At 38.8% G+C, this 21819-nt stretch carries 22 protein-coding genes; 9 read left to right on the top strand and 13 right to left on the bottom strand.

Annotated features, from left to right (window positions below):
* Positions 1–66: 66 nt before the first annotated feature.
* Both rsmI and LB454_RS09525 read right to left on the bottom strand, forming a co-directional pair.
* Positions 67–747: a 16S rRNA (cytidine(1402)-2'-O)-methyltransferase gene (rsmI, locus tag LB454_RS09530; protein WP_224464439.1), complete on the bottom strand. Its 681-nt coding sequence runs from the start codon at positions 745–747 to the stop codon at positions 67–69.
* Positions 748–749: 2 nt separating this feature from the next.
* A complete protein-coding gene (locus LB454_RS09525) occupies positions 750–1685 on the bottom strand; it encodes a hypothetical protein (protein ID WP_224464438.1) in 936 nt (311 codons plus the stop codon).
* Between the two features lie 101 nt (positions 1686–1786).
* On the opposite strand from LB454_RS09525, the gene LB454_RS09520 reads away from it, so the two are divergent.
* From LB454_RS09520 to LB454_RS09485, 8 genes are all read left to right on the top strand, one after another.
* Positions 1787–2428, top strand: coding sequence for a thymidine kinase (locus LB454_RS09520; RefSeq protein WP_224464437.1), 642 nt, complete (start codon positions 1787–1789; stop codon positions 2426–2428).
* Entirely contained in the window at positions 2428–3531 is a 1104-nt protein-coding gene (gene alr / locus LB454_RS09515) for an alanine racemase (RefSeq protein WP_224464436.1), read from the top strand. Before LB454_RS09520 ends, alr begins: the two co-directional genes overlap by 1 nt.
* A gap of 170 nt (positions 3532–3701) precedes the next feature.
* A complete protein-coding gene (gene uvrC, locus LB454_RS09510; RefSeq protein ID WP_224464435.1) occupies positions 3702–5504 on the top strand; it encodes an excinuclease ABC subunit UvrC in 1803 nt (600 codons plus the stop codon).
* Complete coding sequence (locus LB454_RS09505) at positions 5494–7737, top strand: patatin-like phospholipase family protein (RefSeq protein ID WP_407692589.1); 2244 nt, start codon at positions 5494–5496, stop codon at positions 7735–7737. Before uvrC ends, LB454_RS09505 begins: the two co-directional genes overlap by 11 nt.
* 102 nt (positions 7738–7839) lie before the next feature.
* Positions 7840–9006 (top strand): homogentisate 1,2-dioxygenase, encoded by a 1167-nt coding sequence (locus tag LB454_RS09500; RefSeq protein ID WP_224464433.1) that lies wholly within the window; start codon positions 7840–7842, stop codon positions 9004–9006.
* Between the two features lie 229 nt (positions 9007–9235).
* The gene (hppD, locus tag LB454_RS09495) at positions 9236–10375 is read left to right on the top strand and encodes a 4-hydroxyphenylpyruvate dioxygenase (protein ID WP_224464432.1); all 1140 of its coding nucleotides are present in this window, start codon (positions 9236–9238) and stop codon (positions 10373–10375) included.
* Positions 10376–10578: 203 nt separating this feature from the next.
* Positions 10579–11346, top strand: a complete 768-nt coding sequence (locus tag LB454_RS09490) for a DUF3108 domain-containing protein (RefSeq protein ID WP_224464431.1) — start codon at positions 10579–10581, stop codon at positions 11344–11346.
* A 36-nt stretch (positions 11347–11382) separates the two neighbouring features.
* The gene (locus LB454_RS09485; protein ID WP_224464430.1) at positions 11383–11871 is read left to right on the top strand and encodes a UpxY family transcription antiterminator; all 489 of its coding nucleotides are present in this window, start codon (positions 11383–11385) and stop codon (positions 11869–11871) included.
* Here LB454_RS09485 and LB454_RS09480 read toward each other — a convergent pair.
* The 4 genes from LB454_RS09480 to LB454_RS09465 all read right to left on the bottom strand — a co-directional run bounded on the left by LB454_RS09480 (position 11868) and on the right by LB454_RS09465 (position 14272).
* Positions 11868–13229: a DUF5723 family protein gene (locus tag LB454_RS09480; RefSeq protein ID WP_224464429.1), complete on the bottom strand. Its 1362-nt coding sequence runs from the start codon at positions 13227–13229 to the stop codon at positions 11868–11870. The genes LB454_RS09485 and LB454_RS09480 overlap by 4 nt on opposite strands.
* Positions 13226–13756, bottom strand: coding sequence for a hypothetical protein (locus LB454_RS09475; protein WP_224464428.1), 531 nt, complete (start codon positions 13754–13756; stop codon positions 13226–13228). The genes LB454_RS09480 and LB454_RS09475 overlap by 4 nt, the downstream gene beginning before the upstream one ends.
* Before the next feature lie 117 nt (positions 13757–13873).
* Positions 13874–14020 (bottom strand): hypothetical protein, encoded by a 147-nt coding sequence (locus LB454_RS09470; RefSeq protein ID WP_224464427.1) that lies wholly within the window; start codon positions 14018–14020, stop codon positions 13874–13876.
* 87 nt (positions 14021–14107) lie between these two features.
* Positions 14108–14272, bottom strand: a complete 165-nt coding sequence (locus LB454_RS09465; RefSeq protein ID WP_224464426.1) for a toxin-antitoxin system YwqK family antitoxin — start codon at positions 14270–14272, stop codon at positions 14108–14110.
* 303 nt (positions 14273–14575) lie between these two features.
* On the opposite strand from LB454_RS09465, the gene LB454_RS09460 reads away from it, so the two are divergent.
* On the top strand, positions 14576–15055 hold the full coding sequence (locus LB454_RS09460) for a hypothetical protein (protein WP_224464425.1): 480 nt from the start codon (positions 14576–14578) through the stop codon (positions 15053–15055).
* A gap of 164 nt (positions 15056–15219) precedes the next feature.
* On the opposite strand, the gene LB454_RS09455 is transcribed toward LB454_RS09460, so the two are convergent.
* The 7 genes from LB454_RS09455 to katG all read right to left on the bottom strand — a co-directional run bounded on the left by LB454_RS09455 (position 15220) and on the right by katG (position 21712).
* Entirely contained in the window at positions 15220–16032 is an 813-nt protein-coding gene (locus tag LB454_RS09455) for a M23 family metallopeptidase (RefSeq protein WP_224464424.1), read from the bottom strand.
* Between the two features lie 276 nt (positions 16033–16308).
* A complete protein-coding gene (locus LB454_RS09450; RefSeq protein WP_224464423.1) occupies positions 16309–16941 on the bottom strand; it encodes a porin family protein in 633 nt (210 codons plus the stop codon).
* Between the two features lie 386 nt (positions 16942–17327).
* Positions 17328–17735, bottom strand: coding sequence for a hypothetical protein (locus LB454_RS09445; protein WP_224464422.1), 408 nt, complete (start codon positions 17733–17735; stop codon positions 17328–17330).
* A 191-nt stretch (positions 17736–17926) separates the two neighbouring features.
* Positions 17927–18406 (bottom strand): hypothetical protein, encoded by a 480-nt coding sequence (locus LB454_RS09440; RefSeq protein WP_224464421.1) that lies wholly within the window; start codon positions 18404–18406, stop codon positions 17927–17929.
* A 164-nt stretch (positions 18407–18570) separates the two neighbouring features.
* Complete coding sequence (locus LB454_RS09435) at positions 18571–18867, bottom strand: type II toxin-antitoxin system RelE/ParE family toxin (protein ID WP_224464420.1); 297 nt, start codon at positions 18865–18867, stop codon at positions 18571–18573.
* Positions 18855–19037: a hypothetical protein gene (locus LB454_RS09430; protein ID WP_224464419.1), complete on the bottom strand. Its 183-nt coding sequence runs from the start codon at positions 19035–19037 to the stop codon at positions 18855–18857. The genes LB454_RS09435 and LB454_RS09430 overlap by 13 nt, the downstream gene beginning before the upstream one ends.
* 422 nt (positions 19038–19459) lie before the next feature.
* Entirely contained in the window at positions 19460–21712 is a 2253-nt protein-coding gene (gene katG, locus LB454_RS09425; protein WP_224464418.1) for a catalase/peroxidase HPI, read from the bottom strand.
* Positions 21713–21819 lie beyond the last annotated feature (107 nt).

Below are 21819 nucleotides of genomic sequence, written 5' to 3'. Positions count from 1 at the left end.
TACCAATTATTTAAGATTCTGAAATAAATTCAGAATGACAAAGAATAAGTTTTGAGACAGTTTTTTTTATGCTTTCAATGCAGAGCCTGCCAGGACAATCACAAACTCTCCTTTGGGTTTTTTCTCTTCAAAATGAGCTATGACTTCAGATAAGGTTCCGCGAATAGTTTCTTCGTAAAGCTTTGAGATTTCTCTGGAAATCGAGACTTGCCGTTCTTCACCAAAATGTTCTGTAAACTGCTGAAGGGTTTTGAGAAGTTTATAGGGTGATTCGTAAAATACCATGGAACGATCTTCATCTGCCAAAGCTTTAAATCGCTTTTGCCTTCCCTTTTTGGCAGGAAGAAAACCTTCAAAAACAAACTTATCATTTGGCAACCCACTGTTCACAAGCGCTGGAACAAAGGCTGTAGCGCCAGGCAGACATTCTATCTTTACTCCTGCAGCGACACATGCTCTGGCTAATAAAAACCCGGGGTCTGATATGCCGGGCGTTCCTGCATCTGTGATAATAGCAGTTTCTCTGCCTCGTTTAATTTGATTGACAACAGATTCAGTTTGGGAATGCTCGTTGTGTTGATGGTAACTTTGCATCGGAGTTTCAATGCCGTAATGCTTGAGTAAAATCCCGCTTACTCGAGTATCTTCAGCTAGGATAACATCTACAGATTTTAGGACCTCGACCGCTCTGTAAGTCATGTCTCCCAAGTTGCCAATAGGGGTTGGCACCAAAATTAATTTTGACATGCTTACTCGAATTTACGTTCAACGATTTCCATAAATCTAGTTTCTGTTGCTTCTTTGCCTTCCCAGTTGTTATAATCTGGCTTAACTTGATTGTGAATAAAAGATTCAACTTCAGAAAAAGAAGACATGGTATTGAGTTGAGAAAGTACACGGTTGTAGTCGTCTGTACTGCCCCCAAACAAATGATTGGTAAATGCAATTCTATCGTTAAGCCCTATTTTAATACCTTTTTTCAATCTATCATTCAATGAGCGTTTTCCTGGGTGAGTAGAATTTAAATTTGACTGAACTTCTTCTGGATCTGGTGGTGTAGATTTTGGTTCTTCCTCTTTTGGGCCTTCCTTTTTTTCTGGATACTCCTGATGCGAAGTCGATTGCTTCGGTTGTTCATCTCCGGGTTTTGGTTCAAAATCTGGCAAGTCATCAAAGTGCACACCATAACTATTAAAATCATCCTCAGTAGGGTAAGGCTTGCTGGAAGTTGGTTTCTGTCCCTCAGTACTGGATTCTGAAGCTGGTTTATTCTCATCTGAATCGGATTCAGAATCAGATTTAGATTGGTTTGTCAACTTCTCAAATTCTGCCAAAAGGAAATCCACCTGCTCTGATTCTGGTGGCATTTGAGAGACAATATCTTTGATTTTTTCAGTATTGGGTTCAGAGATAGGATCTGGATTGTAATCCATTCCATCAGGAGATTTGTAATGACCGCTTTCTTCGTCAATATCACTAAACTGCTGCGAAAAAGCTTCTTTAAATTCTGTTTTAGAAATATCAGACTTTAAGCCACCAAAATGTAATTCAGCAAACGCCAAAATACTCAGCTTCTCGTAAAGCACAGCTGTTTCCTTTTTTAGCTGATGAATATCGGCTCTGTTCTTCATTTTCAAAATGCGTTCGGCCAGACTTATCAATTCGTCCTCTAAGACTCTCTTCATAACATTTGTGATTTTCTTTTTTAAAGACCCTATTATTTTTGCTAATTTTAGCCTTATTATTCTGTAGTGATAACCTATTTATTAACGCCCTAAATTACAAAATGTTTCTCGAAAACACTGTTAATCACAAAGAGCAATTTGGATGGATCGAAGTGATCTGTGGTAGTATGTTTTCCGGTAAAACGGAAGAATTGATCCGAAGGCTCAAGCGTGCAAAGTTTGCAAAGCAAAAAGTAGAGATTTTTAAACCTCAGATCGATAGGCGATATGATGAAGAAGAAGTGGTTTCTCATGATGAAAATTCCATAAGATCCACGCCTGTTCCTGCTGCGGCTAATATTAGGCTTTTGGCAGACAGTTGTGATGTGGTGGGCATTGATGAAGCACAGTTTTTTGACGACGAAATCATTTCGGTTTGCAATGATTTAGCTAATCGAGGCGTTAGGGTGATTGTCGCAGGATTGGACATGGATTTTAAAGGCAACCCCTTTGGTCCTATGCCTAACTTGATGGCAACTGCAGAATACGTGACCAAAGTCCACGCCGTTTGTACCAGAACTGGGAATCTCGCCCAATACAGCTTTAGAAAATCCACCAAGGAAGATTTGGTACTTCTCGGAGAAACCGATGAATACGAGCCTTTGAGCAGAGCAGCTTACTTTAAAGCCATGCTAAAGGAAAAAGTAAGACACATCGATGTGAAAGATGCACAAGAATTGACCCAACAAAAAAAGGCTAAGTAATGTCCAAAGTTTTAGAAACTCGTCTTGAAATAGACCTCAAAGCTTTGGAATCTAACTTCAACTTATTAAAAAGTTATCTGAGTCCGAAGACCAAAATGATGGGCGTTGTCAAGGCCTTTGCCTACGGAACAGATTCGGTTATCATTGGAAAACATTTGGTTGAAGTTGGTGCCGAACATTTGGCGGTGGCCTATATCGAAGAAGGCGTAAGATTGAGAAAAGCTGGCGTTGATGTTCCTATTTTGGTATTTTATCCACAGCTTGAGGAAATTGAAAACCTGATCGACTACCGTCTCACTCCTAGCGTATATACGCATCATTTTCTGGAAGGTTTGTGCCAGGAGTTAGCACATCATCACGTAGATGCTTTGAGTGTTCATCTTAAAATCAATACGGGACTCAACCGTCTTGGTTTTGAAGTTTCAGAATTGGATTCCGTTTTAAAACACCTTAATTCTGAACCCAAGCTAAAAGTTGCTGGTGTTTTTTCTCACCTGGCGGCTTCTGGAAATAAAAATGAAATTGAATTTACCAAAACTCAAATTTCAAAATTTGAAGAAGCCAGAGGTTATTTTAAAGCAAACCTGACTTATGCTTTTGAAAGTCACATTTGCAACTCTAGCGGCATCCTGAATTATCCTGAAGCAGAATACGACATGGTAAGGGCTGGCATTGCCTTGTATGGTTATGGCAACAATCCCACCGAGCACAAAATGCTAAAAGCTGTGGCAAGCTTAAAAACAGTGATTGCACAACTTAGAACTATTCAGAAAGGTGATAGCGTGGGTTATGAGCGAAAATTCAAAGCTGAAAACACCACCAAAATTGCGACGCTCCCCCTTGGCTACGCCGATGGAATCTCACGAATTTTTGGGAATGGTAAAGCACGTGTTCTCATTAATGGAACCAAAGCACCCATCGTAGGCAATGTTTGCATGGATACGCTGATGGTAGATGTCACCGGCATTGATTGTGAAGAAGGCGATGAAGTGGAAGTCTTTGGTAAAAACAACACGGTCATAGATTTTGACATCGAGCACCAAACCATTCCTTACGAGGTCATTACCAGGATTTCACAGCGAGTCACGCGGGTGTTGGTTTAATATTTCAAATTTTGCATTCTAAATTTACTATTTTCAGAATTATGTTGGTATGTATTAGCTTTAAAGTCTAATCAAATAGAAGTTTTCACTTTTATTAAAAACTCTTCTCATAAGTTTAAAATTCAACAAATCTTCACGCATATCCCTTAACTTTGTAGGGAGATTATTTTATGGAAACCACAGATTTAGACATACAAGTAAAGACCCTTCCAGAAAGCCCTGGAGTATATCAATATTACGATAAAGACGACAGGATTTTATATGTAGGTAAGGCTAAAAATCTTAAAAAAAGGGTGTCTTCCTATTTCAACAGAGAACACGACAGCCACCGTATCGGCGTGATGGTAAAGAAGATAAGGAATATCAAACACATCGTGGTCGACTCTGAAATGGATGCGCTGTTGCTGGAAAATAACCTCATCAAGAAACACCAGCCGCGTTTCAACATCATGTTACGGGACGACAAAACCTATCCCTGGTTGTGCATCAAAAACGAAAGGTTTCCCAGGGTGTTTCTCACCCGGCAGGTCATTAAAGATGGTAGTGAATATTATGGTCCCTATCCAAGTTTGCGCACCGTAAAAACACTTTTGGGATTAATCAAAGGCCTTTATCAATTAAGGACTTGCAACTACGATTTGTCCAGAGCAAAAATTGAAAACGGCAAATACAAAGTTTGCTTAGAATACCATTTGGGAAATTGCAAAGGTCCTTGTGAAGACCTTCAGGATGAAGAAGAATATCTGAAACAAATTGAAGCCATTCGCAACATCGTAAAAGGAAACCTAAAAGATTCTCTGAAAGATTTTAGAGATCAAATGCATCAATTGGCAGAAGAAATGCGCTTTGAAGAAGCCGAAAAAGTAAAACGAAAAATCAATACCCTAGAAAAATACCAGTCCAAATCTACCGTTGTTAATCCTAAAATAAGCAATGTGGATGTGTTTTCGGTAGTGAGTGATGAAGGTTACGGCTATGTGAACTTTATGCAGTTATCCCATGGCGCGATTATCCGTTCGCATACCATAGAAATGAAGAAAAAACTGGATGAATCTGACGCTGAACTTCTGGAACTCGGCATTACTGAAATCAGACAGCGATTTGACTCCAAATCACCAGAAATCTATGTGCCTTTTGAAGTAGAAGCTGGAGAAAATGTGAGAGTAAGCGTTCCTAAACTGGGGGATAAAAAAGCGATTGTGGACCTTTCTACACGAAATGCAAAGTATTTCCGCATGGAACGCTTTAAGCAAATGAAAATCGTAGATCCAGATCGGCATACCAACCGCTTAATGGCGCAGATGAAAGAAGATTTGCGACTCAACGAAGAGCCTCGACATATCGAATGTTTTGACAACTCAAATATTCAAGGCTCTAACCCTGTTGCCGCCTGTGTTGTCTTCAAAAACGGTAAACCTAGTAAAAAAGATTACAGGAAGTTCAATATCAAAACCGTAGAAGGTCCAGATGATTTTGCCTCTATGGAAGAAGTCGTTTACAGGCGCTACAGACGACTGCTGGAGGAAGATGAGCCTCTACCCCAACTTGTGATTGTAGATGGAGGAAAAGGTCAGCTATCTTCTGGAGTGACGGCGCTGGAGCGTTTGGGGTTGAGAGGTAAAATTCCCATTATCGGCATTGCCAAACGCCTGGAAGAATTGTTTTACCCTGGAGATCAATATCCATTGTACCTTGATAAAAAAACAGAAACCTTAAAGATTATACAGCAGCTTCGTAACGAAGCGCATCGCTTTGGCATCACCTTTCATAGAAATAAGAGAAGCAAAAGTGCAATTGGCACAGAATTGGAAGAAATTGCAGGTATAGGAGAAAAAACATCTATAGAATTGTTACAGCATTTTAGATCAATTTCAAAAGTGAAAAAAGCGAGTTTAAAAGAACTAGAAGATGTCATTGGAACTTCCAAAGCCAACCTTATTTATGCCCATTACCACACTTCAGATGAAACTTAAAATTCTTTTTTTTCTTATTCCTATTTTAACTTGGGGACAGAACCTTGAACTCAGGAAACTAGATAGCTTACAGCAAACCGGAAAGGAACTTAAAGTAGGGCTTGTTTTGAGTGGTGGCGGTGCCAAAGGTCTTGCGCACATAGGCGTTTTAAAAGTAATTGAAGAAGCTGGAATCAAAGTTGATTATATCGGTGGCACGAGTATGGGAGCCATCGTTGGTGGGCTTTATGCTTCCGGGTATACAACCCAACAACTCGACTCTATTTTTAGAACTACAGATTTTGAAACCCTCATTCAGGACGATTTGCCGAGAAGTTCCAAAAGTTTTAATGAACGAAAAGATGCAGACAGATATGTTCTAAAGTTACCTTTTGATGATTTTCAAATCAGATTCCCCACAGGCATTTCCAAAGGGCAAAATATTTACAACCTTTACGCTCAGCTTTTGTCCCATGTAAAAGAAACAGACTTCTCCAAACTCCCTACTCCTTTTTTATGCATTGCGACCAATGTAGAAACAGGTGAAGAGGTCCTCATTGAAAGCGGAGATCTAGCTACTTCCCTATCTGCCAGCGGTGCTATCCCTACACTTTTTAGTCCTGTATACATCGATGGAAGAATGCTTACTGATGGCGGTGTCCTCAACAATTTCCCAATAGATGAAGTGAGGGATAAAGGAATGGATATCATTATAGGAGTGAATGTACAGGACGACCTTAGAGATAAAGACCACCTGACGAGTGGCTTTGAAATTCTCACACAGGTCAACAATTTCAGAACTATAAAAGCAGCAGAAGAAAAAAGCAAACGTACAGATGTTTACATCAAACCCGACATTAAAGATTTCTCAGTCCTCTCCTTTGATGAAGGCGAAAAGATCATCACTAATGGTGAAATTGCTGCTAAAGAAAAAATGGAAATGTTTCGAAGGATTGCAAAAGTTCAAAATAGCAAGCCCGAGCAAACACCTGTCAAGCTCAAAGACAGCATCAACATTGGCAATATCAATATTGTAGGGAATACAAATTTTCCAAGGAATTTTATCACTGGAAAACTAAAGGTCCAAACTTTTGAAAAAACAAGTTTTGAAAATTTAAACTCGGGGCTCAACAACCTATCGGCCACAGGGAGTTTTGAAAAAATCAACTATTCTCTTACAGAAAATGGAGAATACCAGGATCTGACCATGAGAATTTATGAAAGTGAACAAAATACTCAACTCAAATTTGGGGTTCATTACGATCAATTGTACAAAACAAGTTTTCTTGCCAATCTTACTCAAAAAAGTTTATTCTTTACCAACGATGTGGCCTCACTAGATCTGATAATTGGAGATAACCTGAGGTACAATCTCAATTACTACATAGACAAAGGCCGGTATTGGAGTATCGGAATGCAATCCAGATTCAATCAGTTTGAAGATGATGTTAACTTCGAATTCATCCAGCAAAATGTGGGTGCTCAAAACCCACTGAATTTGAATCAAGTAAGGTTAAAGAATAAAGACTTTACCAATCAGATTTTTGCGGAAACCTTTTTAACCAAAGATTTCAAATTTGGCCTTGGAGCTGAATACAAATTTTTGGAGGCGACTACTGAAACCTTTATCGAAGATCCTGAAATCAATGAAGCCGAAACAATTATTGAAAAAAACAACTTGTTCAGCACATACGGATACTTGAAAGTTGATACTTTGGATGATAGATTTTATCCGAGTTCAGGGTATTTCTTTTCAGGTCAATTGAACATTTACTTTCCTTTTTTTGATGATTATTCTGAATTTGCCATTGCCAAAGGTGAAGTAGGTTTTGCCCACCCTATAAGTGATAAATTCTCCGCCTACATAGGGTCGGAACTTGGTTTTAGAACTGGAAATGAAGACCTGGCAGGACTTAATTTTTTCTTAGGTGGTTTTGGGAACCAGACCATCAACAACTTTAGACATTTCTTGGGTTATGACTTCTTTACATTATCTGCCAATTCTTACATTAAAGGGATTTTACAGGTAGATTATAATTTCTACAAGAAAAATCATTTTATTCTTACAGCCAATTATGCCAATATTGAAGACGATTTGCTGTCCAGCGGCAAATGGCTGAGTCTACCTGATTTTTCTGGCTATGGGATAGGATTTGGCTCTCAAACTATCCTTGGCCCTATCGATTTCAAATACACCTATTCTCCAGAAACCAAAGACAGCATCTGGTTCATAAGCATTGGTTACTGGTTCTGATTTGAGTAACCCAACCTGTTTCACTTTCATCACTAGAGATAATTTTTACAATTGTTGAAGAATACATCTATTTTCACGATATTTGATTAAATCTTAAAAAACATGCCCTTTTATCACAAACTTGGTAAAATACCACATAAAAGACATACGATCTTTAAGAAACCTGATGGGTCATTGTACCGTGAACAGTTGTTTGGAACTATAGGTTTTGACGGGATGTCGACCAACAGCTATCACGAACATCACCCAACGCAGGTGAAAAAGATTTTGGGTCAAAAAGATGTAACCCCAAAGATTGCAGTAAACACTAATTTGAAGTCCTATAAGTTTCATGGCTTCAAAACCATCCCTCAACCCGATTACCTGGACAGCAGAACAACGGTTTTACATAACTCTGATGTTAGCATCATCCTGGCAGCTCCTATGGAATCGTCTAAAGATTATTTCTATAAAAATGCTGATGCTGATGAGCTGCTTTTTGTACATAAAGGCAAAGGAAAACTAAGAACCCATTTGGGAAATCTGGATTTTGAATACGGCGATTACTTATTGATTCCCAGAGGAATTATTTATAAAATTGATTTTGAAACCGAAGATAACCGATTGTTTATCGTAGAGTCCAGAAGACCTATTTACACTCCCAAACGCTACAGAAATCATTTTGGGCAATTGCTGGAACACGCCCCGTTTTGTGAAAGGGATCTAAGACAACCCTACGAGCTGGAAACCAACGATGAGAAAGGCGATTTCCTGATCAAAGTAAAAAAAGAAAACCAATTGTTTGATATGGTCTACGCTACACACCCTTTTGATGTGGTAGGTTATGACGGCTATAACTATCCTTACGCGTTTTCTATTCACGACTTCGAACCCATCACAGGACGTATCCACCAGCCGCCACCTGTGCATCAAACCTTTGAGACCGATGCATTTGTCGTGTGTTCGTTTTGCCCTAGGTTATTTGATTACCATCCAGAAAGTATTCCTGCACCTTATAACCATAGCAATATAGATAGTGACGAAGTTTTATATTATGTGGATGGGGATTTCATGAGTAGAAACGATATAGAAGCTGGACATATCTCTCTGCATCCTGCAGGTATTCCTCACGGACCGCACCCAGGAGCAGTGGAGCGAAGTATAGGACAGACCAAAACAGAAGAACTAGCAGTCATGGTGGATACCTTCAAACCTTTAAAAATTACAGAAGAAGGTATAGCCATTGCCGATGATAGTTATCACCAGTCGTGGCTAGAGGACAAGCACTAGAAGTGAGCCCTGCGTAAGGGATTGACGTGGAAAGCCTGCTGAGCAAAGCGCTAGAAGTCGTACTGTACTTGGGCGACTGAAAGAAGCCGAAGGACTGTACAGGACTTGCTAAGCTTGGCGAATGCAGCCTTGAAACAAAAAGCCCGACCCTCTCCCGGTAGCAATCGGGAGAGGGGAACGCCCAAAATACTACTGAAAATTAAGAATTGAATAAAAAAAACTAAAACCGATGAGTACAGATACCACCAGCCAAAAGCTAAAAAAAGTAAATCCGAAAGCGGAGGACTTTCTTCCTATTCTGGGAACTGACTTTGTAGAACTTTATGTCGGCAATGCGAAGCAGGCCGCCTATTACTATCAGACTGCCTGGGGCTTCCAGCCAGTTGCCTATGCCGGACTGGAAACTGGTAAAAAAGACACCACTTCTTATGTGCTGCAACAAGGTAAAATACGACTGGTACTGACTAGCCCTATGAATGAGGGAGGCGATATCAACAGGCACATTAGCGAACATGGAGACGGAGTGAAGTTTGTATCGCTTTGGGTAGATGATGCCACCAAAAGTTTTGAAGAAACGGTGAAACGCGGTGCAAAAGCTTATGCTGAACCTTATACTATTGAAGATGATAATGGGAAAGCTGTAATTTCTGGAATCCATACTTATGGAGAAACTATTCATTTATTTATAGAACGAAAAGACTACGCCGGGCCGTTTTTACCTGGCTACAAAGCCTGGACGAAAGATTATAAAACCGAAGGTGTAGGCTTAAAATACATCGACCATATGGTTGGGAACGTAGGCTGGAATGAAATGAACAAGTGGGTTGACTTCTATGCCGATGTCATGGGATTTGCCCAGTTGCTCTCTTTTGATGATAAGGATATTTCGACGGAATATACTGCGCTAATGAGCAAGGTGATGAGCAATGGAAATGGACGTATCAAATTCCCTATCAACGAGCCAGCGGAAGGGAAGAAGAAATCGCAGATTGAAGAATACATTGACTTTTACAATGGAGCTGGCGTACAACACATCGCTGTGGCTACCGATAATATTATAGAAACGGTAAGCGAACTTCAGCGTCGTGGTGTCGAATTTTTGAACATCCCTGAAACCTATTACGATACAGTTCTGGACAGGGTAGGTGAAATTGATGAAGACCTGGCCCCTCTAAAGGAACTTGGTATTTTGATAGATAGCGACGATGAAGGCTATTTGCTACAAATCTTCACCAAACCAGTACTAGACCGGCCAACTATGTTTTTTGAAATCATACAGCGTAAAGGAGCGCAGTCTTTTGGAAAAGGTAACTTCAAAGCTCTGTTTGAGGCTATTGAACGTGAACAGAACCTAAGAGGGACATTGTAATAACCCAGATGCCCTCAGGCCTACTTTCAACTTCTCATCTGTCTACAGTTGAAAGAATTAACAGTGAATTAAAGTTTTTTTATACCAAAGCTTCAACTCCTGAGTTGAAGCTTTTTTAATTTTAATATTTTCTAATAAAGTCCTCTTAAAAATAAAGGTATGCTTATTGATAATATTGAAATTTGGACAAACGTTATGTATTTATGAAACTTATCCTCAGTGCTTTATTTCTTCTTTTTACCCTAATTGGATACAGCCAAAATGCATTTGGTGATGGCGAAAGACTCAACTTCAAGATAAAATACGGATGGTTCAATGCCAGCAAAGCAAGCCTAGAGGTAAAAAAATCAAAACTAAAGGATAAAGATGTATATCATATTGTTGGGACAGGTAAAAGCGTAGGACTTCTAGACGTTTTTTTTAAAGTAAGAGACCGTTACGAGACGTTCATCACAAGAGATCATGGCCTACCCATGAAATTTATCCGTGACATCAATGAGGGAGGATATAAAAAACATAAAGAGCTTTTCTTTGATCATAATACAGGTCGTGTGAAAGTGGTAGACTTTAAACACAATACGACAGACTCCTTTGATTTTAAACCAGACACTCAGGACATGCTTTCTGCATTTTATAAACTTAGAAATAGCATAGATATCAACAATCTTAAACCAGGTCAGGAATTCAATTTAAACATGTTTTTTGATAATGAAAACTACGATTTCAAAACCAAATTCCTGGGGTACGATACAATTGAAACCAAATTTGGTAAAGTAGAATGTCTGAAATTCAGGCCTTATGTCATGGCCGACCGTGTCTTTGAAGAAAGTGAAAGCCTTACCTTTTGGGTAAGTGCAGATAAAAATAAAATTCCCGTAAAAATTCAAGCTGATTTAGCTGTAGGCTCCTTAACTGCAGAATTAAATGAATATGCAGGTTTGAAGCATCCTTTTCGAATTCTAATGAATTAATTTTATCTTGAGATTCAAGCTGCGTAAATTGATTTTATGAATTCTACTTCCAAATTACCTTCTCATTGGTTTGTGCTTTTCACCAAACCCCGGGCAGAAAGGAAACTTACCGAACAACTCCTGGAAGATGGTATAGAAGCCTATTGTCCAGTCAAAATCGAAATAAAGCAGTGGAGTGACCGCAAAAAGAAAATAGAAAGCCCTTTGCTTCCTTCTATGATTCTGGTGAAAATTTCAAGTGAAGACAGGGACCAGGTATTCCATCGAAAACATGCCTTAAGATACCTGTATTGGCTAGGGGAACCCGCAAAAGTAACTGCAGAAGAAGTAGAAAATTTAAGGTCAATGGTAGAGGATAGCCAGTTTGAAAGCCATGGTTTGAAAAAACTAAAACCAGGAGAAAAACTGGACATGACCTCCTTAGGTTTTGAACAGGTTGAAGGTACCGTCAAGTTTGTTAATGCCAACGAATGCTGGATAGTTTTGGAACATCTGGGTTACGTCGTCAAATTTAAAAGAACTTAAAATTTTAAATTCAACCCAAACTGATAAGCCAATGCCTCCGCATTGTAGATATTTCCAAAGTGATTCATCCTGTCCACATTGGCAAAAAGATTGAATTTCCAAACGTCCAGAGCTATACCGGCGCCGTAATTGGGCCTGTTGAATTGATCAATCCCCAAACTTACTTTCGCATACACCGTTTTCCAGAAACTCCTTTCATACATACCGTTGATGCTGTAAAACAAATTACCGGCACTCACCATGCTAAACGCATGTAAGCTCAGGGTTTGGTTTCCAGCTCGCTTCCCGCTAGATTTTAATCTACAGTTACACCGACTGGCATCGCCACCAAAATTATAGCTCAAACCTAGGTTTAATTTAGTTGGTTGTACATATGTGTATGAACCATTGGTGGTTTCTGTTGGCATGTTTTCGTCTATTTCATCACCAAGGTTCTGGTAGTAGGTAATCAAATCATCCCCTTCAGAGAAATTTGGAAATTGAATGCCGAGTCCGTCGTATTCGTAAAAACCTCGCGACACATCCCGTCGGGTGTTTTTAGAAAAATGAATAAACCCCAGATCCAAAATACTCGCTGTAAATTCTGCCCTTTCATTAAAATAATAAGACAGGCCAAAATCCAGTCCCAACCCGTAATTGGAGCCAATTAAAACATTTCCGGTTGACAATTCATCTGCATCTTCCAGGCCAGTGCTATCAAATCTAAGGTTCAAATTACTAATACTCTGATTCAGAATAAGTCCATTTACTGGTTGTCTTGAGTTAAACTGCCCCGTATTTCTTACCGATCTTATGTTGGCACTAGAGGTATAAAGTTTACCTCTTACACCCAGGTGCAGGTTTTTATTGATCTGCTCGTTCACACCAATGTGAAACACAGTCTGCAGATTGGCTCTAAAATTGATTTCACCAAGGTCATAACTTCTGCTTTCACCAGCATTTCCAAAATAAGCCAATTCCAGTAAATCTTTGGGAAAGTTCAATACACCATCACTTTCCTGATACACCCCTGCTGTGTAGTAACGGTCTTTGTGTTGAAAACCAAAATTGATCAAATCCAGCTTTTGATTGAACGCCACAAAGTCTCTGGATGAAATCCTATTGATAGAAGCAGCTACATTGGCATTAAAATCATTGGCATTGAACAGGTTATCAACACTCAAAACAGAATTTCCAGCAGAAGCATAGATATTGGATAAAACAGGTACTCCAATATGAAAATTGGTTTTTTCATAAGCTGCTCCGGGATTCAGCATCAAAGATTGCGGGTTATGAGTTTGGTTATAAAGCAAATGCTTATCCTGACTCCAAAGGGAAGTAGCAATAAGCATAACAACAAGTAGTAGTCTATACCTCATTCTCCTGAAAATAAATATCCGCCTTCCACAATACATTCCAGACGCATAGCACCGCTATTGGTGGCCGCTGAAGGCTGATTGACAAAAAACTCGGCTCTTGTGCTTGAGGTAATAATATCTATCTCCTGCGGTGTTAACACAACCGAGAAGTTTTTGACAGTAGGACTATCTTCTGTCCCTGCAGCGATGGGCTCTGTTACTCTAAAGGTTTCAGAATTGTTCCTGTCAAAAAAAACAAAATCGATCGTCTGTCTTCTGTTGATGCTGTTCTCAGCCAGAAATTTAAATTCCAGGCTCTCTAAGTAATCATCATTAAACTGTTCGTTCAAAAAATCAATGTCGATGTAGTCCCGAATAGTATTTGGAACAGGAATAGAATCATTTCCAGAGTTGATCAAATCTGCAGAATACTGTGTTTGAAAGACATTGGTTTCAAACGAAGGCCTGGCCTCAAAGTCGTTCGTATCCAGATCTCTGTCATCTGTACAACTCCAAAAAATCAAACAAATAATTACAATGTACTTCATACTTCAATAACATGTCAGGTTGAGGTTGCCCTAGGTTGCCCCTCATAAAACGAGCACCACTAAATAAAAATTGCCGCAATTTCAAATAAAAAATGAGAAAAACAATAAAGAATCTTATTAAGTAGGATCCTTTCTAAAATTCTCAGGACACATCCAGTCCTGGGTAGGCCTGCCATACTTATAATAGACAGCTTTCACCGGTGTCCCATTGACTTTATAAAGAGCTAACCCCTCTTTTCTTCCGTTTTGTAACTCTACAGACATCACCCTTTCCTCACTATAGTACCTCCACCAGGAAGACGCCCTATTTTTCCGATAATAGCCTTCGCATTTTGGAGTACCACTTGCATTCTAAAAATACCAGTAACCTTCTTTTTTATTATGGCTATACCTGCCTTTAGCTTCCACCTTTTGGTTTGGATAATAATGGTACCAAAAGTTCTCTTTTTGGTCATCATCCAACCAGCCTTCAGCTTTTAAGCTTCCGTCCTCATAAAACAATAGTTCGTATTCCATAGAAACCACAAAAACAGATGTAAATGTTAGTTTTGAATACTTACGCAGTTTTACAGGGTCTGGTTTTCAAAAATGCCACAGATGTGACTTAAAATAAGCAGGGCGTGACCCCTACCCAAGGCCTTGGGTAGGGGTCGGGCTATTCGCTGCAAGTCCTCTCCCCCTATCCCAATTCCATAGGGATAGGGGGTTGCGGGCTTTCCACTGCTATCCCTCACGCAGGGGGAAGATGAAATCTTATGGCTTTTGTTTCCAATTTAAAGAAAAAGTGTAGCTTTAAAATTTCACCTAAATCTTATGAAAATGCCAAAGTTTAAACATCACCTTCTGCTCCTACTTGTGTTGATCTCCTCTTTAGGATTCTCTCAGGATATCAGCGTAAGTCAAAACTTTTGGGGCTATGAATTTAAGCAAGGCGACCAGGAACTAAGCTGGAGCGAGCTTCTAGAGGAAACCGAAGTTTACCCAGAAAGTTACGACCTCATCAAAAGGGCTCAGTCCCAAAATACTTTATCCAGCATTTTTGGCTTTGCCGGTGGGGCGCTGGTGGGAATTCCGATTGGTCAGACCATTTCAAGCGCAGATCCAAACTGGGTGCTTGCCATTGTTGGTGGTGCCTTAATCACGGTTGCCGTTCCGCTAACATCAAGTTCCAAAAGAAATCTAGAAGATGGCGTCTCCAGGTATAACTCCAGTACCAAAACCTCTTTACGTAAGGAGATCCAGCCAGAAGTAAGTTTGATTGGTAATGCGAATGGCTTGGGAATAACTTTGAGGTTTTAATATAGTTTATATATTTAGGTTTTATAGGAGTTTATAGATGCTATCTACTGTCTTTTTACTAGGGCTTATACTCATGAGACTATTTGAAGTCTGTGTACTGATAGATTTTATAAGTATTATTTACATAGCCTTTTCTTTCAGATAGGATAAAAAAGAAATGGCTTTCAATAATCTCTTAAATAGGTTTCCTTTTCAGTTAGGTATTCAGCTTGAGTTCCATCTCCAGTCCTGAACTTTGTTTCTAAAGTTTCTCTTGCGAATAATTTTTGTTTAAACACGACTAAATGCAAGTGCGGCCCAGAACTCCAGCCCACGTTACCGCTAAAACCAATCTGTTGGCCTTTGGAGACCTCATCGCCTACCTCAACTAAAGAGCCATTTTGTTTAATATGGGTGTACTCTGCAAAGGTGCCATCGGGATGATTTATAATTATTTTGTTATTGTATTTTTTGCATTCTTCTCGTGAGCAGTTTTTGCTATTTTTTTCTACCACTTCTGTCACGATACCTTCTCTTATGGCCATAATTTCGGTTCCAATAGGCATCGTTAGGTCTAGAGCGTTTTGATTTTGATGAGAAAAGGAACCATTGTAGCCCTGATACACTCTATATTCACTTGAAGTACTGAAAGGTAAATCATAGCTATAATCCTCTTCATAATCGTCTTTATGATGATTGCCATAATTCGTCCAGTAGTTGTAAGTAAACTTAGAAGCCAGTCTTTTATTCGATATTTTAATTTTAGTGAGTTGTTGCCTTTTACTATTTGGATCTACCACATAAACCTTATGGTTGCCTCCATCAACTTTCATATTGTCCAATTCAAAATCAATTTTTATACTAACGTGGCAGAACTCATCATTATCTGCATACACTCTGTATTCATCGTTTATTTTTTCATAGTAAATTTTAATTTGAGGTTTGGAATGCCCTGCTAATGCTGTGAACGCCAAGGCTAGGATGATAATTAATTTCATAAATTTTAGATATTAGGTCGTTGTTGAATCAAAAATGCATAAAAAATAATTGTTTCTTTCAATTCTTATCAGAAATTTGATTTATAAGACCTCACAGGTCTTGGAGACCTGTGAGGTCTGGATTTACAACAGCTTATAAATCGGTATTTAGCAAACTTTGGTTGTTAGTTTGTATTGCACTTAGCAATTTTATTTGAGTTTTTAAGGATCTTGATTTGAAACTTATTTAATAAGTTTTCTAACAGATTATGTGATTCAGCAATCAGTAGACAATAATCATAAATTATATTCAATACCCAGATTAAATACCAAGGACTTAAACCCTCCGTTTCTTTTTACAAGTCCATTATAAGCTCTAAAGTTTAAAGATATGTTTTGCGAAATATCGTATCCCGCACCAATCCCAACACCAAAATCAAAATTTTCATTCCCTTCATTCACAAAACTATTGTCATTTCCGTCCAAAAGAACTTGTGAAGAAGTGACATTCCTATCGATAATAAAACCAAATTGAGGCCCGCTTTCCACATAAAACTTTTTAGACAAATACAGCTTAACTATCAAGGGAATTGAGATTGTTAACTCGTATAGTTCGTATTGAAAGTTAAAGGTGCTTGTGCCCGGCAATGGATTGCCGTTTATATCGGTGAGCGCATTGTCTCTTGAAGTGATTTTACTCCCCTGAAGGGCAAATAAAAGTTCAGGTTGGAATCTCCATTGTTCTTCTATTTTGAAATTATAAAATCCCCCAGCATAAAATCCTAGAAGATATTGAAACTCCGTTGAGTTTTCCTCAGGAATAAATTTACCGTAGGTCGCACCAGCCTTAATCCCAAAATTCGACTGATCATCTTGAGCGTAACTTAGTATTGAAACTAAGATTAAACTTATAAATAGTATTTTTTTCATTTAGTAATATAAATTAAAAGTGCTTACGGTTTTGTGAATTTGTACTTGTAACATTGACTAGAGGACATTTCTAACTTTGGAGTATTAATTATTTCGGGTGAATCCATCCTTCTATAAATTCACCTTAAGCAAAGTCTAAAAAGACTAGGGTTAAAATAGCTATAGAAATGATGGCGAAAGTGTTTAAAATCGATTCGCTTTTAGTTCTCATGATGTGAGTTGATGATTGGACTTTATGATTTATAATAATACGAAAATACTAAAACTTAAAACCAACTCTTGACCACCACTTGCTTTCTCAATAACTTTTCTGTATGCTTTGTTTTAAATATTTAACATCCATTATGTTGAGTTTAGGGCGCACAAGTCGAGGTGAATTAAGTTAATTATTCAGTTAGTCTTAAATAGCGCTTTCTTCCAAAGGTGATAAAATACCCCAGGTATACTAAAACAATCCCTGGTATAAAAACGAAGTAATTCCACCGCATACCTAATACATATGTAGCCAGAATGGATAAGGCTATAAAACTTAACATGACAGGCATAAGCCATTTGCCATATTTAAAGCCACTCAGTTTTAAAATCCTTGTATTGTGTTCTTCTATCTTCAGATTGAGTTTTGGGCTGCGACACCAATCTATTTTGGCATAGATGTCATGAGTCCCCGCTTCTAACTCAAAGTGTTTGGTCATTCCATCCTTTATTGTTCCCAACTTTTTGCTATTACTATAAATCCCGATTTCACGTGCCTTATTGTTCCATTCTGAATTCCTTTGGATGATGAGTTTTGGCATTGGTTTTGGTTTTTTTTAGGCGAAAGTTAAAGCCACATTATTTCACCTTGTTTGTATCAATGTGCTATTATGGTTTGCGTGTATGCGCAGTAGCCTACCAATACTAGCTTAATTTTTACTTTTTTAAATATACCAAATCTTTGGAGTTAGCAATTAACAGCTATTGGCTATACTAGATGTTGTAGATGTTTTTATTCTATTTGTTCTTTGATTTGGTTGATTATGAAATCTATTTCTTTCAAGAAATCTTCTCTGTTTTCCTCAATCAGGTGTTTTGAATCTTGCGTTAAATTCACTGGATTCAAAATGTTTTTTCTCCATAATTCGTAATGGCTTAGCTGAAGTTCAAGATGTCGTCCTAAGTCCTTGTCGCTCTGTATATATTCATTGTCTTTTAGAACATAAATTTTATCATATGAGAATGCTTGATTCAATTCTGTATTGAGGAATCCAGCGTAGGCGGACTCTATCCGATTAGTTCTCTCAATAATTTCATAATCTCCATCTCTGTCTAAATCTGACAAATAATATCTGTTCAGCGGTATGTCATGATAAGAAGCTGATTCTGCCTTCAATTTGTCGATGAATTCTTCTGGAGTTTGACCATTAACCTGGTTAAAGAAAGAAATCAGGAAGAGTATTGAAGATAATAATAGTAGATGGGGTTTCATTTTCAAATGTGCAATAACGTTCTCGCCTATCGACTCGTTGCGGGAGAATTAGTAATTATTTTTCATTTTCAGATTTTGACTTCCAGAAAATTCCAAAACTCTGATTTCAGCCGTAACTCAGCAATGAGCTGTATGCAGTGTTACCTTGCTTATTTTTCGATCTGTTATATTTTTCGTTTTCGTAAATCTCTTGCAGAATGATGAATAGTCAAAATATCAATTCGATTTTCAGTTACAACTTTGTAAATTATCCGGTAGTTTCCTTCAAAAATTTCTCTAATACTTTTATCCTGAATTTCAGGAACTTTTCGTCCAGAGTAATTATGGGATTTTAGAATATCAGTTCGATTTCGGATTTTAAAAACTTGTCGTTTTGCATAAAGTTTTGAGTCTTTAGAAATATATTCGGCGATATTTTTTAAGTCACTTTTTGCCTGAAAAGTCCAATTTATTCGAACCATTTATTCATCTCTTTGTCAAATTCACTTTCGCTTAAAATCTCATCGTTCTCGGATTGGATTTTTCCTTTCTCAATTTTTTCCACTAAAATTAGTCGTTCAACTAAATCGTCAATCGAAAATTGTTCTGGAAAACTATCAATTTGCTCTTTCAATTTTGTTTTAGTAATCATAGCAGTATTTTTTCTTAAATATACGAAAGATTTTATTTTGACGATGATTTCACTTTCATATGCAAAGCAACCAGTATATACCCTCAACCACCACTACTTTTCTAAAAACATAAGTAGCATTACATTAATAAATTGTTACCATAAACATACACTTTTAAATGGAATTTGAGAACGGTTGGGCGTAAATTGTAGGTTTTGGAAGTGCTTTACTAGCTTATCCCAACTTTAGTTGACCTTTCCCTCTTCAATAGGATTTCCTCACCAGACTGGATCTTTAAGCCAACTCAAGACATAAAGCAATGTATCGCCAAACCTCAGGTTAACGGAGGCAAAATCAATATCACACCCACTCTCATGCGGATATAAAAAAAGGGTGATTTGTTGCCAAATCACCCTTTTCTACTATAATCTAAAATGTATGCTTAATCTAAATCGAATCTATCCAGGTTCATGACTTTATTCCAGGCTGCTGCAAAATCTTTAACGAATTTTTCTTTGGCATCATGCGTGGCATAGACTTCTGCCAGAGCTCGCAATTCGGAGTTGGATCCAAAAATAAGATCGGCTCGCGTACCTGTCCATTTTCTCTCGCCAGTCTTGCGATCGCTTCCTTCAAACAAGGTGTCCTGATCGTTGATGGCTTTCCAGGTGGTGCCAAGATCCAGTAAATTGGTAAAGAAATCGTTGGTCAAGACTTCTGGGCGGTCGGTAAAAACGCCGTGGCTGGAGCCGTCATAGTTGGTATTGAGCGCTCGCATTCCGCCAATAAGCACGGTCATTTCCGGAGCTGTAAGCGTCAATAAATTGGCTCTGTCTATCAACAGTTCTTCTTCTGAAACTTTGGCGTAGCCTTTTGTATAGTTTCTAAATCCATCGGCTCTTGGCTCCAAAGCATCGAAAGAATCTGCTTCCGTTTGTTCTTCTTTAGCATCAGTCCTGCCTGGATAGAATGGAATATGAATTTCATGACCGGCAGCTTCTGCAGCTTTTTCTACGGCAGCATTACCTCCAAGGACAATAAGATCTGCCAGTGACACTTTCTTGTTGCTTTTTTGCGCAGCATTGAAATCGGTTTGTATCCTATCCAAAATGCCAAGCACTTTCAACAGCTGGTCTGGATTGTTAACCTCCCAGTTACGCTGCGGTTTTAGTCTGATGTGAGCTCCGTTGGCTCCTCCTCGTTTGTCGGAATCTCTATACGTTGAGGCCGATGCCCAGGCAACGGACACCAATTCTGAAATGCTGACGCCTGCTTCAAGGATTTTAGCTTTTAAGTGCTCCACATCCTTGTCGTTGATCAATTCGTGATCTACCGCTGGCACAGGATCTTGCCAGTTGAATTGCTTTTTAGGCACGTCTGGTCCCAGATAACGCTCTATAGGTCCCATGTCCCGGTGCATCAATTTATACCAGGCTTTGGAATAGGCTTCTGCAAATTCCTCTGGATTTTCATAAAAGTGTCGTGAAACTTTTTCGTAAGCTGGGTCTTCTTTCAGAGCGATATCTGTCGTTAGCATGAAAGGCGCGTGCTTCTTATCTGGGTTGTGAGCATCTGGAATAGTTCCTGCTCCGCCATTGTTTTTAGGTTTCCACTGGTGAGCTCCAGCCGGACTTTTGGTCAATTCCCAGTCGTATTCAAAAAGATTTTTGAAATAGCTATGACTCCATTTTGTAGGTGTATCGGTCCAGGCACCTTCCAGTCCACTGGTAATGGTGTGTTCTCCTTTACCAGATTTATAATTATTTTTCCAGCCCATACTTTGCATTTCGATGGGAGCTCCTGCAGGTTCTGCTTCTACGTATTCCAAATCATTGGCAGCACCATGGGTTTTACCAAAGGTGTGTCCTCCAGCAATAAGCGCTACAGTTTCATAATCGTTCATGGCCATACGACCAAAAGTGACACGAATATCGTGGGCAGCACCCATTGGGTCTGGCTTACCATTGGGTCCTTCTGGGTTGACATAAATCAATCCCATGTGTGAAGCGGCCAATGGGTTCTCCAATTCTCCTTCAGAATAACGAGCTTCATTATCCAACCATTCCTTCTCAGCACCCCAATATACATCTTCTTCTGGTTGCCAGATGTCTTCACGACCTCCGCCAAAACCTTGCATTTTGAGTCCCATAGATTCGTGAGCGACATTACCCGTAAGCACTATTAAATCTGCCCAGGAAAGTTTTCTGCCGTATTTCTGCTTGATTGGCCAAAGTAATAATCTGGCTTTATCCAGGTTGGCGTTATCTGGCCAGCTATTGAGTGGCGCAAAACGTTGTGAACCAGATCCTGCTCCACCTCTACCATCCTGTATTCTGTAAGTACCCGCTGCGTGCCAGGCCATACGTATAAAGAATGGTCCATAATGACCATAATCTGCTGGCCACCACTCCTGGCTGGTTGTCATTAACTCTTCTATATCTTTTTTGACAGCATCAAGGTCAAGCGTTTTAAACTCTTCGGCGTAATCAAAATCTTCATCCATAGGATTAGCCATAGATGAATTTTGTCTTAGGATATTGATGTTAAGAGAATTTGGCCACCAATCTCTCACATCTTTACCGCTACCTGCAGCTCCTTTCATATCTCCGTTAAGGAATGGGCAGCTGGCCGTTGAGGAGTTCACGTCCCAAACCTTAGCATAATTAGTGTCTTTGGAATCTTTCATGTCTTTCATTGTAAGCGTGTTTTAATTTAGTATAAAGAAAAAGCATTATAGGGTGAAAATAGTATAAGTTTTATCTATAAATTTAATTCATCCATAAGCAAAACTGATTTTCATTT

This window comes from Psychroflexus montanilacus (genome assembly GCF_020164535.1).
GTDB classification, from domain to species: domain Bacteria; phylum Bacteroidota; class Bacteroidia; order Flavobacteriales; family Flavobacteriaceae; genus Psychroflexus; species Psychroflexus montanilacus.
The sequence above is the reverse complement of the archived record's forward strand: the minus strand, read 5'-3'. Positions and strand labels throughout refer to the sequence as shown.